This window comes from Eubacterium sp. (genome assembly GCF_057858645.1).
Genome location: NZ_DBLZZO010000001.1, coordinates 47011 through 61583 on the forward strand (window position 1 = coordinate 47011; position 14573 = coordinate 61583).

7 protein-coding genes are annotated in these 14573 nt (G+C 34.5%); all 7 read left to right on the forward strand.

Annotation, left to right across the window (positions count from 1 at the left end):
* The first annotated feature begins 68 nt into the window (after positions 1-68).
* The 7 genes from ACZM4J_RS00190 (at position 69) to ACZM4J_RS00220 (ending at position 14557) form a co-directional block, all read left to right on the forward strand.
* Positions 69-833 (forward strand): amino acid ABC transporter permease, encoded by a 765-nt coding sequence (locus ACZM4J_RS00190; protein WP_022166183.1) that lies wholly within the window; start codon positions 69-71, stop codon positions 831-833.
* The gene (locus tag ACZM4J_RS00195; RefSeq protein ID WP_117999432.1) at positions 823-1569 is read left to right on the forward strand and encodes an amino acid ABC transporter ATP-binding protein; all 747 of its coding nucleotides are present in this window, start codon (positions 823-825) and stop codon (positions 1567-1569) included. Before ACZM4J_RS00190 ends, ACZM4J_RS00195 begins: the two co-directional genes overlap by 11 nt.
* 56 nt (positions 1570-1625) lie before the next feature.
* Positions 1626-1880 (forward strand): hypothetical protein, encoded by a 255-nt coding sequence (locus ACZM4J_RS00200; protein ID WP_428245012.1) that lies wholly within the window; start codon positions 1626-1628, stop codon positions 1878-1880.
* A gap of 433 nt (positions 1881-2313) precedes the next feature.
* Positions 2314-2862, forward strand: a complete 549-nt coding sequence (gene spoVT, locus ACZM4J_RS00205) for a stage V sporulation protein T (protein ID WP_428245010.1) — start codon at positions 2314-2316, stop codon at positions 2860-2862.
* Positions 2863-3043: 181 nt separating this feature from the next.
* Positions 3044-3316, forward strand: coding sequence for an HU family DNA-binding protein (locus ACZM4J_RS00210; RefSeq protein ID WP_118435686.1), 273 nt, complete (start codon positions 3044-3046; stop codon positions 3314-3316).
* 315 nt (positions 3317-3631) lie between these two features.
* Complete coding sequence (locus ACZM4J_RS00215; protein ID WP_428245008.1) at positions 3632-7042, forward strand: DUF7910 domain-containing protein; 3411 nt, start codon at positions 3632-3634, stop codon at positions 7040-7042.
* Between the two features lie 135 nt (positions 7043-7177).
* Complete coding sequence (locus tag ACZM4J_RS00220; protein WP_428245006.1) at positions 7178-14557, forward strand: discoidin domain-containing protein; 7380 nt, start codon at positions 7178-7180, stop codon at positions 14555-14557.
* The last annotated feature ends 16 nt before the right edge of the window (positions 14558-14573 follow it).

Consider the following 14573-nt stretch of genomic DNA (forward strand, 5'->3'; position numbering starts at 1 on the left):
AAGATATTACATTGTGAATATCCGATTTATATTGAACACCTCTTAATTTTTAGGAAAAAGAGGTAAAAATGGAGAGTTTATTAAACGTTTTAACAACAAAAGTTAATATAATTTCCGCAATATCTTTAAAACGTCAATTTGAAATAAGTTTTATAGATAAAGACAGATGGCAATTATATTTAGAGGGTCTGGGAAATACATTAATTGTAACTTTCTTTGCTTTAATTTTAGGTATTGTAATAGGTGCTGTTGTGGCTATAGTAAGAGCATCTTATGACAAGAATTATAGCGAAATGAAAGGTGGACTTGGAAAAATCCTTCTAGCTATTTTTAATATAATATCAAAAATTTATCTTACAGTTGTAAGAGGAACACCTGTAGTAATTCAGATTATGATTATGTATTACATTATATTTGCTACATCAAACAATAAGATTTTTGTGGCAATTCTTTCATTTGGTATTAACTCAGGTGCTTACGTTGCAGAAATCTTTCGTGGTGGAATTATGTCAATTGACGAGGGACAGTTTGAAGCAGGAAGAAGTCTTGGATTTAACTATGTTCAAACAATGGTTTATGTAATTATTCCACAGGCGTTTAAGACTGTACTTCCAACGCTTGGAAACGAATTTATTGTTTTATTAAAGGAAACAGCAGTTTCAGGTTACGTTGCATTAATTGATTTAACAAGAGCAGGAGATATTGTAAGAGGAGCTACGTATCAGGCATTTATGCCATTGTTTGGTGTAGCAGCAGTTTATTTGATTATGGTAATGTTTTTCTCTTGGTTACTTGGTAAATTAGAAAGGAGACTACGAAATGATGAACGATAATAGCTCTCTTATAGTTGTAGATGATGTGAAAAAATATTATAACGATGGGGAAATTAAAGCGTTAGACGGTGTTTCCACAGATATTAGAAAAGGTGAAGTTGTGGTTATTATTGGACCATCAGGAAGTGGTAAGTCAACTCTTCTTAGAACTTTAAACCTTTTAGAACATCCTACAGATGGAAAAATTATTTTTGACGGTGTAAACTTAATGGACAAAAATGTAAATATTAACTTACACAGACAGAAAATGGGGATGGTTTTCCAGCATTTTAATTTATTCCCACATATGACAGTTTTAAAGAATATGACAATAGCGCCAATGAAGTTATTAAAGAAGTCAAAAGAAGAAGCTGAGAAGAAGGCTATGGAACTTCTTAATGTAGTTAATCTGGCTGACAGAGCAGAGGCATATCCTGCACAGCTTTCAGGTGGACAGAAGCAGAGAGTTGCCATTGCACGTTCACTTTGCATGGATCCTGAAGTTATGCTTTTTGATGAGCCTACATCTGCCCTTGATCCGGAAATGGTAGGCGAAGTTCTAGCAGTAATGAAGGATCTGGCAAATCAGGGCATGACAATGGCTGTTGTAACACATGAAATGGCATTTGCAAGAGAAGTTGCCTCAAGAGTAATTTTTATGGCAGACGGAAAGATTGTTGAAGAAGGAACACCAAGTGAAATTTTTGATAATCCAAAAAATGAACGTTTAAAACAGTTCCTTTCAAAAGTAATCTAAGAAGTGGCTAAAACTAATCAGGTCTAAAAACTTAATTAGAAGAAAGAGGTCGTAGCATGAAATTAAATGAAAAATCTAAACAGATTATATTTGAAATTGTGCCTACAATATTATTTGTATTAGCATTAGTAATACGCTTTGCTGTTGATATTGAAAGACTACAGTGGGGCTTGATGGAAGTGGCAGCAATTTTATGGCTTGTAGATAATTTAGAAAAATACAAAAAAGAACATACAAAATTAAACTTACTGGATGTAATTGCATGTATTCTGCTAGTGATTGCTGGAATGCTTTTATTTATTGTAGGTTAGAGTAAAAAAGATATCGGTTGCGAGACCGATATCTTTTTTGTGTTATGGGAACAGATAAGTTTTTAGAAAAGACGTTACGGCAAAATGTTTTAATGAAAGAAATTAAATACTTAAATGATAAGCTACCGTTAGTTGTTCAAGGAAGATATACATTTTTAAAAATTAAAACAAATCTTTGTTATAAGCTATTTTGCTAAATGATGATTACTATAAAATTTTATTGGAGGGTAAGACTGTTGCAAACGGGCTTTCTGTTCTACGACCAGAGTATTTGATTAAATATATAAAAAATAATTTATTCATACATAATCTATGAAATGCACATAAAGAAAAGAATAATTTTCTGTGTCTTCCACATACTAACTCCAAAACTAATATATAGCAAAAGAGTGAAAATCGCTTTTGCTTGAATATGAAATTGGAGGAAGTAATAATGAAAGCAACAGGTATTGTTCGTAGAATTGATGATTTAGGGCGTGTAGTAGTGCCAAAAGAAATTAGACGGACACTTCGAATTAGAGAAGGTGATCCAATGGAAATTTTTACTAACAGGGATGGAGAAGTAATCTTAAAAAAATATTCGCCAATCGGAGAAATAGATGCTTTTGCAAAACAGTATGCGGAGAGCCTGGCAGCAGTATCCGGTTGTTATGTTGTTATTAGCGACAGAGATCAGGTTATTGCAGTATCAGGCGGTGTGAAAAAAGAATATATTGGCAGAAGAATAAGCCATGAATTAGAGGAAATTATGGAACAAAGAAAAACTGTTAATACAGACACTGATAATGTAAAAACAATAACAATAATTGATGGACAGGATGTTTCTCATATGGGACAAATAATTTTTCCAATAATATGTGAAGGTGATGTTATTGGGAGCGTGGTTTTGATGTCAAAAACAGAAAAACAGCAGGTTAGTGACACGGAAAAAAAGCTTGTATCGGTGGCTGCAGATTTCCTTGGAAGACAAATGGAATCTTAATTTGACTTAAAGTGAAAATGAAAACTCTCATAATTCGTCAAAAAGCCCTTGAATAAAGGGGTTAAGACCATAAAAAACGGGTTTTATCTTGACAAAAACTGTATAATAGAGTATATAACTTATAGATACGCGCGTATGTGTCGCGTAGATGTATCGCAGAATTTATCAAGGAGGAAATACGATGAACAAGACAGAATTCGTAGAAGCTATTGCAAACGAAGCTGGATTATCAAAGACAGATGCAGCTAAGGCAGTTAAGGCTTTCACAGATGTTGTAGTTAAAGCTATGAAAGAAGGAGATAAAGTACAGTTAGTTGGATTTGGAACTTTTGAGGTATCAAAGAGACCTGAACGTCAGGGAATCAATCCTGCAACAAAGGAAAAAATCACAATTGCAGCAGCTAACGTTCCTAAGTTCAAAGCTGGAGCAGCTTTAAAGAAAGAACTTAACTAATCGATAAATATTGTTAAGTAATATAGAAAAGATCACTAAATAGGTAGTGGTCTTTTTTTGCGGCTCTTTGTGAAGCATGGGGGTAACCCAAGTTTATAATGTTCTTTGTCAGGTATGGGACTATTCTTTATTTATACATTTTTAGAAAATGTATAAATAACATACTATTATCAGAAAAAAGGTATCTTTTTTTGAAAAATTAAAAAAAAACAATTTTTCTAAAATTTAAAGACTTGATACCGATAACATTACGACATAGAATATTAATAACGTAATAGGCGAAAATTTTTTGATAGTATTAATAAGGAGGTACTTATGAAAATAGTTAGAAAATTGGTTAGTATGTTATTGGTATTTGCAATGACATTTAGCATGGCTATTTCAGGAAAAATTACAGGCATTACTCAGGTTAGTGCCAGAGAGGCTCTTGGAAGTAATGACTTTTTGAAGGTTAACGGAACACAGATAAGAAAACAAAAAGGAACAGGAGATGTTGTTTATTTAAGAGGAACCAATGCAGGAGGATGGCTTGTTCAGGAAAACTGGATGAATCCAACCAATGCGTCTGACCAGAAGACGATGATGACAACATTGGCAAATAGATTTGGAACATCAAAGAGAGATGAGTTGGTCTCAACATACGAAAATAATTATTGGACAACACAGGATTTTGATAATTGTGCAGAAATGGGAATGAGCGTTATAAGATTACCATTTACATACATGAATCTTTGTGATGACAATGGAAATCTTAAATCTAATGCTTTTGACAGATTAGACTGGTTTGTACAAAACTGTAGCCAGAGAGGTATGTATGTTATTTTAGATATGCACGGAGCATTTGGTTCTCAAAATGGTATGGATCATTCAGGAGAGATTAATGATGGAAAACAGTTATATTACAATCAGAGCAATAAAGATAAAACTTTAAATTTATGGAAAAAGATTGCAGAACATTTCAAAGGCAATCCGGCAGTTGCAGCTTACGATATCTTAAATGAACCGGGAATTAAGGCAGCTGCAACATATAGTTTACATTGGGATTTTTATAATGAAATTTACAATACAATCCGTTCAAAGGATAGCAATCATATTATTATAATGGAATCATGTTGGGATGCAGACAATTTGCCAAGACCTTCACAGTATGGCTGGACAAATGTAGCATATGAATACCATTACTATCCATGGAGTGCACAAAATAGCAGTGATGCACAGAAGTCATACTTTTCAAGTAAAGTTTCAGACATTGCAAATCACAATTATGGAGTGCCAACATTTGTAGGCGAGTTTACATGCTTCGAACAGTCAGAAGGCTGGAAGGCAGCAATGTCAACTTTCAACAGTCAGGGATGGCATTGGACAACATGGTCATACAAAGTTACAGGAAACAGCTCATGGGGTATTTATAATCATAACCCTGAAAAAGTTGATATTTATAACGACTCAGCAGACACAATTAAAAATAAATGGTCAGCTGTAGGTACAGCAAACGGATGGAAAAATGACAAGATTTACAATTTGGTAAAGCCATATCTTTCGGGAACAGTAACATCTACAGGTGGAAGCACAACAGATGATAGTGATAACAACAGCACATCAGGTGTGGCAACATTATATGAACATTCAAATTATGGTGGAAGGGCAGTTTCATTAGAAGAAGGTTCATATGACTACAAAGATATTTTAGCAAAAGGAATTGTTAATGATCAGATTTCATCACTTAGAGTAAGTGACGGATACAAAGTTACAATATATGATGACGAAGGATTTAAAGGAAAATCAAAAGAATTTACCAGTGATGCGTCATATGTTGGAGATGAAATGAATGACAAAACTTCATCAATTAAAATTGAAAAGATTAACAATCAGACATCAACTACAACATCATATAACACAGTCAAATTGCCAAATGGAAAATACAGCATCAAAGCTGTTGCAAATGAAAAATATGTTGCAGCAGAAAATGGTGGAAGTGATCCAATAGTAGCAAACAGAGACAACTATAGCGGTTCATGGGAGACATTCTATATTGTTAATAATGATGATGGAACAGTAAGTATAAAAGCAGATGCAAATAACAAATATGTGTGTGCAGTTTTAGATGAAGAAAATCAATTGACACCTAGAAGCAACAGCATTAGTACATGGGAAAAATTTAAGATTTACAAAATAAATGACAGTGAATACGGCATTAGAAGTGCAGAAAACAGAAAATATGTAAAGGCAGACTTGGATAAAGGAGGCAAATTAATAGCCGGAAGTGATTCTATAGCAGGAGCCTGGGAAGCATTTCACATTGAAAAAGTCGGTGATACAACAAATGATAATGTAGCAACATTCTATGAAAATTCAAACTATGGTGGATGGTCAGTTTCATTACCGGAAGGTACATATAATTATAGGGATATCATTGCAAAAGGTATTAAAAATGACGCTATATCATCATTGAAAGTAAATTCAGGTTACAAAGTTACATTATATAATGATGAAGGATTTAATGGAACATCAAAGGCATTTACAGGTGATGCATCATATGTTGGTGATGAAATGAATGACAAAACTTCATCAATTAAAATTGAAAAGTGGAATGGCTCATCAAGTGTTACATATAATACTGTTAAATTGTCAAATGGAAAATACAGTATCAAATCTGTTGCAAATGGAAAATATGTTGCAGCAGAAAATGGTGGAAGTGAAACAATAGTAGCAAACAGAGACAACTATGGCGGTTCATGGGAAACATTTTATCTGATAAATAATGATGACGGAACAGTAAGCATAAAAGCAGATGCAAATAACAAATATGTATGTGCAGTATTAGATGAAGAAAATCAACTTGTTCCAAGAAGTGATAACGTTGGTACATGGGAGAAATTCCAAATTTATAAAATAAATGACAGTGAATACGGCATTAGAAGTGCAGAAAACGGAAAATATGTAAAGGCGGACTTGGATAACGGAGGCAAGTTAATAGCCGGAAGTGATTCCATAGCAGGAGCCTGGGAAGCATTTAATATTGAAAAATTGGGAGATGAGACATCTTCTGCAAAAGCAACATTTTATGAAAATTCAAATTACAGTGGTTGGTCTGTAGCATTAAGTGAAGGAAGATATGATTATGGCACAATGATTTCTAAGGGAATTAAAAATGATCAGATTTCTTCAATTAAGGTAGCAGATGGCTACAAAGTTACATTGTATAACGATGCAGGATTTGCAGGAAGTAAAAAAACATTATTCACAGATGCATCAGGCCTTGGAGATTTTAATGATAAAACTTCAGCGATCGTAATTGAAAAAGTAGAAAAGGCAGATTTTAATAATTCAAATGCATATATTACATCCATAGCAAACGGACAGGTAGTTTGTGCAGAAAATGGTGGAAGTGAAACAATAGTGGCAAACCGTTCATCATGTGGAGGTGCATGGGAAACATTCCAGATTGTAAATAACGATGATGGAACAGTATCCCTGAGATCCGTATCCAATGGAAAGTATGTATGTGCAGTAATAGATGAGAAAAATCAGTTATTACCTAGAAGTGGAAGTATAGGTACATGGGAGAAATTCATTATTGAAAAGATTTCAGATGGAGAGTATGCACTTTACTCATTGGCAAATGGAAAATATGTTCAGGCAAACTTAAACGACGGTGGTAAACTTTTTGCTACAAGTGAAACTGTTGCCGGAGCATGGGAAGTATTTGACATTAACAGAAATTAAAGTTAAAATTCATAATAATTAAACAATTCAAAGGCTGTTTGCGTGGATTATATATGCAAACAGCCTAATTTTGGTATATATGTTAGTAAAAAAATAAAAAATGAACAGAGGAAAAAACTTTAGGAGGAGAGAAAATTGAAAGGTTTATTTTGGAAAAAAGCGGTAGCCGTGATTTTGTCGGTAGCCATGGTTTTAACAGGAGTGACTATTACGCCACAAAATGTTAAGGCAGATGCGGCCATTATGGCAACCAATAATGTAACAGCAGTTATTGCTGATGACTCTAAAACAGGGTATAGCTCTGAAAAAGATGGAGATTTGTATAACTATGTAAGATATGGTGCATCAGCAGTGGCAGATGATAAGACAGGTGACTACGTGGCAACTAATGCAATTGATGGCAGTGCTGATACAAGATGGGCAAATGAAGATAAAACAAAAGGTCATTACATTACAATTGATTTAAAACAGTCATATGAAATTTCAAAAATAAATATAAGCTGGGAAGTTGCAAGCTCAATTGACTATAAAATTGAGGTATCTAACGATGGAGTTTTATTTAAGTCTGTTACAGCAATAAGCCTAAATGATTATACTACAGCAAAAAACAGAATAGATACATTATCACTGAAAAATACCGTTATTGGGAGATATGTAAGAATTACAGATGTAGGAGAAAAATACATAACAGATTCTTCAAACAACAGACGATATGGAATATCCATTTGGGATGTGGGCATTTTTGGAAAAGATGTAAAAGCAACTAGAGAATCAGCGGTGGAAGCCACAGGCTCTTTCAAAAAAACAACCGAAGGTGAAACTTTTCAGGATATTATAGATAGCAGATATTACAACTACACACGTTATAATGGTGTGTCAGCAACTGCAAGTGGTCAGGAAACAATTGACCGTACACCAAAAGCAGCAATTGACAATGATAAAAGTACAAGATGGTCTGCAACAAATGGTGATTCTACATATTACGTTGTTGATTTAGGAGAGACCTATAGTGTTGAAAAATTATATTTAAGCTGGGAAGCTGCAAATGCAACAGTTTATAACATATATAAATCGGTTAACGGCACAGATTATAGTTTGGTTACAACTGTAAATGCCATAGGAATATACGAAAACAATGCAACCAATGGAAATAGAGTAGACAATATAGAATTTGGAAGTGTAAGTGCCAGATACATTAAGGTACAAGCAGTACAGCGTTGCTATAAAGGGGCAAATTATGGTGGCGGACAATATGGTGGAATGTCTTTATATGAAGTAGGTGTGTACGGCACAGACATGGAAAAATCATACAGCAAAAAGGCATTTAACCAGTTTAGGGTAGGAAATAAAGAAACTATTGGAAATATAATAGAAGCAGAAAATGCTGATGAAATAGACAGCAATATAAAAGTAGAGACTAATGAAAATGCCAGTGGACAGAACTTAGGTGGCCTTACAAACAACACATGGGCAGAATACAATATTAATTTTGACAGAAAAACTTCAAGAATTTATTTAAGATACAGTGCAAACAGTAATGACGGTGGAAGAATACAGATGTACGTTGATGACAGTACAATGTCTACAACTCCTGTAGCATCAATTGACGTAAATTCAACAGGTGGAGGGTCCAACTATACTGATATTTCACAGGAAGTAGTTGTGCCATCAGGTAATCATAAAATATATTTTAAATTTGTAACTGCTGAAGGAAATGTGTGCAATTTGGATTATTTTAAATTTGAATTCGCACCTGAAAGTATAAGCAACACAGCTGATTTACACGAAGCAGAGAATGCACATGCCTTTGTAAGAGGTTCAGCAGCACAGAGTAGCACTGTGCAAAGTTCTGATAAGTATTCAGGTGGAAAGGCTGTGGGCAGCATGAACACTTGGATTGAACGTGACCGTTCTTATTTGACTACATATGTTAAAGCAGAAAATGCAGGATACTATCAGTTTGAAGTTCAGTATGCCGGAACAATGACTACACTGCTTCAGTACAGAATCAACAGCAGTGATAACGACAAATGGAAATCAAAAATCATCAGCAGTGTGGATTCTAACTGGGAAAATACCAACAGGGTAACTATGCAGATAGAATTACGAAAAGGATTAAACAAGATTGATATATCAGGTGCTGTTTGGAAATGGGTAGAGGGTACTGAACATGGTAGAACAGATGGCAAAAACGTAAATGATGAATGGTTAAATATAGATAGTTTTTCATTAACATATAAAGGTGAAAATAAAAAAGCATTTAACAGTGTTTTAGATACAGATTTAAAAGGAAATAAAATTCAGGCTGAAGATTTTAATGAAAGTTCAGGGGATATAAAAGTTGAAGGAGAAAGCGACAGCTTTGTAGACGGAAAAAATCTTGGTGGTCTTACAGATGGAAAATGGACAGAATACAATATTAACTTTGACAGAAAAGTTTCAAAAATTTATTTGAGAAACAGTGTAAGAGATGGAAATGGTGGAAAAGTAGAAGTATATGTTGATGACAGTACTATGTCCGGGACTCCGGCTGCCACAGTTACTACATCTTCAACAGGCAGTGACTGGAGTAAATATACTGACACAGCAGAGGCCATCAGCATACCATCAGGTAATCACGAAATTTATTTGAAATTTGTGGCATCTGGCTCAAAAGCAGTGTGTAATCTTGACTGGTTCCAGTTTGAATATGAACCTGAAACAGTAAAAGATTCAGGAGACATACACGAAGCAGAAAATGCACATAGATTTGTTCAGGGAGATGCAGAAACAGAACACACTCTTCAGGCAGATGGAAAGTTCTCAAACAATCTGGCTGTAGGTGGAATGAATGCATGGCCTGACAATGGAAGAGCATATCTTACATCTTATGTAGATGTGAAACATCCCGGTACGTATAAGCTGACAGTGGCATATGCATCAGGAAGCAATAAGGATACAAATATAGATTGTAGAGTAAATAGTGTAAACGACGGTGACTGGAAAAGTATATCAGCACCTACAACCGGCGGATGGACTACAGTAAAGAAAATAACTACCGAAGTGACGCTGAACAGAGGTGTAAATGTGATAGACATAACTGGGGCTGCAAATATTCCTTATGCAGAAAGTAATGCATGGCAACAGGTAAATGTGGATTACTTTACATTGGAAAGAGTGCCTGAAGATGGTGATTTAGCATATGGAAAAAATGTTGAAGTATCAGGTTCTCAGAGTGGTTATGATGGTTCCAATGCAGTGGATGAAGATGAGGATACAAGATGGGCAAGTAAAGAAGAAGGTGACAAGGCTTATCTGATTGTAGACTTAGAAAAATTGTATGAAATTGAAAAAGTGAATATTATGTTTGAAAGGGCATATCCAAATGATTTCCAGATTCTTGTATCAAAGGACAAAACCAATTGGACTGTGGCGAGAACAGTAAGAGGTTTTAAAGCAGATAATGTTGATAAAAAGGTATATGAATCAGATGGAGTTTGTCTTGGAAAAGCAAGATATGTAAAAGTACGATGTCTTAACATGGCATTTCACAATGCAATGTCCATAAGAGATATAAGGATATATGGAACAAAAATAAAAGGACAATTGTCTGATCTTGCTCTAAATGCAGAAGTAAAGGTAAGCAGTTCGGATAGTAGTGCTGAAACTTCAAATCCTGCTAATGCAGTAGATGGATTGGATAATACAAGATGGGGAGCACCTAAGACAGATAGCAATCCATGGTATGAAATTAATTTAGGACAACAATGCAGAATAGATTCTGTTGATTTAAAATTTGAAAGGGCATATCCCAAGAGCTTTAGGATACAGATTTCTGATGATGGAAAAACATGGAAAGATTATAAAACCATAAAGGATTGGACTGAACCGGGAGATTCAACAGAAATTCAGAAATCGAATTATTATGCCAATCTGGAATTTGGAAACAGTATCCATATGGATGATGTGAAAACACAGTATATAAGATTGTATGCTGATGCAAAAATCATAGACAACAACTGGGGAGTTTCAATTTATGAATTTGAAGTATGGGGAACTGAAGTAGCAAAGAAAGATTATTGGAGCAATCAGGCAAAGAAAACGTATGGAATATATCCTGTTTCAAAATTGCAAAATACAGAAAATAACGGATTGATTGACAGTAGCCTTGTACAGGGTGATGTTATTGGCAGTGGTGATACATATGAAGTGGTATATGAACCCGGTCAGAGTATGTATTTCTATGCAAATCCAAGAGATTTGTATTTGGATTTATCACAACACACGATATGCTGGTCGTCATCTAACTCAGGAAAGAACCTGTGGGGTGCTACAAGTCATGATGAAAATATTGCAAAATATAAAGGACAGGCGCAGGCCACGGTGCAGTATATAATGCCTGATAACATTGATTTTGGAGATAAAGATTATGTAGAGACAGAAATAGGATGTCAGATTTACAATCAATCAGAATTAAAAAATGAAAATCCTAGTCCAAAGTTTAGCCTTACATATAAAGTAAGAATATGGAAATCATCATTAATTATACAGGATAAACTAAGTGAAAGCGGAAGTCTTAGTGTAAAGAATCCTGAAAATGGAGCTACATATCAGTGGCAAAAGAGTGTCGATGGAAATACATGGAGTGATGTTTCTGAAAAGAGATATGATTTGCAAATTCTTAGTGGAAGTGGAAATGGTATTAAAAATGATGTGGTAAATGTTGCTCATGACTTAGGCGGTGGACAGTATTATCGTGTACGAAAAGAAGGAACAACCCAGTGGTCACATCCATATAAAGTTCAATATTACAACGACATTCAAAATGGAGATTTTGAGTATCCGGCAATGTTTTCGTCAGATGAAGACAACAGGGTATTTCCGTTTAATATAAACGAAGATGAACAGCAGTATCCTAACGGATATGAAGGTTTAATGTGGAAAACAACAGCACCGGGATGGACTAACGGGCCAAATAGTAACCGTGTAGGACATGATATTGAAATTGTAAATGGAAGAAAGTTAAAAACCTCAGGAGAAAAAGAACAGGTATCCCAGTTCTCCGTAACACAGGATGAAATGTATAAAAACAATGCTCATGGAGACCAGTTTGCAGAGCTTAACTGTGAAAATGTAGGTGCATTATATCAGGATATTTTAACAACACCAAAGTCAGAGTGTTATTGGGACTTAGATTATGCAGGACGTTGGTGCCAGAATAGTATGTATGTTGTTGCAATGTCAGCTAATGGTGCACAAAATTATACAACATCCAAACAGATTGAGGCATTAATCGAACGTAGTGATGTAAAGGCTATTACAACTAATCAGGAAGGCACAAAAGGTACAACAATTAAATTGCCTGATGGAGTTACTGCTACGTTGTGGAAAGTTACAAGTAAGGAAACAGCAGGGCAGTGGAATGATCATAACGGTATATATAATGTTCCTTCCGGAGAAAATAATTATCTTACAAGATTTTTCTTCGTATCAGCAGGTGGTGCAAAGAGAAATGACGGTGATACACCGAATATGACTGTGGGAAGTTTACTTGATAATGTAAAATTCCAGCAGAAAAAGGATTATGTTATAGAGTATTATGTAAATGGAGTAAAAAATGATGGTTTGACTGTTAAAGGCACAGTAAACCCTTATGACAGAGTAAGCATACCGGCACCGGGGGCAGTAAGCGATTATACTTTATACGATGCAAAAATCAGTGGAGAAAATAATGATGGAAGTAAGGCATTTTATGTGGATGATAAAGACAGAAACATGACAGTAGCTTATAACCATAATGTATTAAAACTCTACTATAAGAGTGGTGTAGTTGTTGCCAATGTAAAAATACAGGGACTTGAAGAATTACCTAACGATTATAGCGTAATTGTAAATCTGAAAAACAAAGCAGGCGAAGTTTTACAGTCGACTGAGCCTGATCATCCAATGAACAAAGATAAGTTTACTAAAATTGAAAAACCAGGTGGTGGAGGAGTTGAAGGATATTTTGATACAGTGACTTTTGATGGCACAACTTTGAATGTCGGAGAACCATATACTGTTGAAGAAATTATCGTAAAAAATAACTATTTACCATACTATTTGGAAACAGTTGATAAAAATGGAACACCGGAAGCTGTTGGAAAAGATAAAATAAACATAGATAACCTGTCATATACAGCAACGTTTACGTATTCAGCGGGAACAGACAATTCAGTTAATTTTATTAATATTTATAACCCTATTCGAAAAATTACCATTAGCAAAAATGTTTCCGGAAATATGGTAGATGATAACGAGAAAAATAAGTCATTTAACTTTAGTATTAAGATAGAAAAAGACGGAAATACCATAGATGCAGCTAAAATAATAGATAATAAGCTTAAAAGTACAGCAACAGGACAGTATACATTTGCTCTTAAACATTCAGAAAAGGTAGAACTCTATGTATACAACAATTGTAAGGTAACTGTTTCAGAAGACGATTACAGTAAGAAGAGAGATGTGAATACAACGATTTTCAGCGATGATTATTATGTAACTTCATGGGAGAAAGACTCTAAGGTTACAGATGGAAGAATCATAAGCATTGACAGTGTTAATTCAGATCAGGAACTTGTTTGCAACAATGTTTACAATGATTTAGGAGATGTTGAGGTACAGGGCTTCCAGATGAATGGTAATAAGGATTCAGGTGGTGTGTCAGAGTTTAGTCCATCATTCAGAGTAGTATGTCGTGTAAGTAGAAATACAATTAAAACAAAAAAAGTCAGCAAGTTTGGTGTGATTTATGCAATAGCAAACGCTACCGATGGAAAAACAAGAGCTGAACTTGAAGAAATGATGACAATAGATAAGGCTGATAATAAGACAATAAAGGTACATGAAGAGACAGAAAACGGAATATATCCTGACTGGAGTACAAAGAGTGATTCACAGTATTCCACAAAGTATTGGAAATATTATGGACTGACCTTTAAATGTCTTGATTATATGTTCTACACATTACAGGAAAATATTACTGTAAGAGCATATGCATTAATGGCAGATGGAAGCATTGAATATGGAGATAACATTTATACTGTAAATATGTATGAGATAGCAGATTCTCTGTATAAAAACCAGAAAATGAGTACATTGAAGGGACATAATTTCTTATACAATAATGTGTTAAATCTTGTGACAATTAACAACAACAGACTTGATATATTAAAATCAATGATGAAGGCCTTAAATGTAACAAGTACATCAAATCCATACTATGCTACATTAAATAAATTGTACAAGGACATGAACAATTATGTATATTGTCAGCAGGAGTACAAAGGAAAATATCAGGAAAGGGAAGAATTTGTTCCGGCAACACTTACAAGTGAGGAGCAGAAAGATTTGTTAAGTGCCTTAAATAACAAAACAGGAACTTCTTATTCAGATATAAATGATTGGATATACAATCAGACAGAAAAACAGGGCAAATATAATGGCTATTATAAAAAAGTTCAATATGCATGGGACAATGGAATTTATGTTAAGTAGTAAAGAATGAGGTGAA

What these genes read in the sequence shown, in the direction of transcription:
- ACZM4J_RS00190 (WP_022166183.1), top strand. Translation starts at nt 69, where the DNA reads ATGGAGAGTTTATTAAACGTTTTAACAACAAAAGTTAATATAATTTCC.
- ACZM4J_RS00195 (WP_117999432.1), top strand. Translation starts at nt 823, where the DNA reads ATGAACGATAATAGCTCTCTTATAGTTGTAGATGATGTGAAAAAATAT.
- ACZM4J_RS00200 (WP_428245012.1), top strand. Translation starts at nt 1,626, where the DNA reads ATGAAATTAAATGAAAAATCTAAACAGATTATATTTGAAATTGTGCCT.
- spoVT (WP_428245010.1), top strand. Translation starts at nt 2,314, where the DNA reads ATGAAAGCAACAGGTATTGTTCGTAGAATTGATGATTTAGGGCGTGTA.
- ACZM4J_RS00210 (WP_118435686.1), top strand. Translation starts at nt 3,044, where the DNA reads ATGAACAAGACAGAATTCGTAGAAGCTATTGCAAACGAAGCTGGATTA.
- ACZM4J_RS00215 (WP_428245008.1), top strand. Translation starts at nt 3,632, where the DNA reads ATGAAAATAGTTAGAAAATTGGTTAGTATGTTATTGGTATTTGCAATG.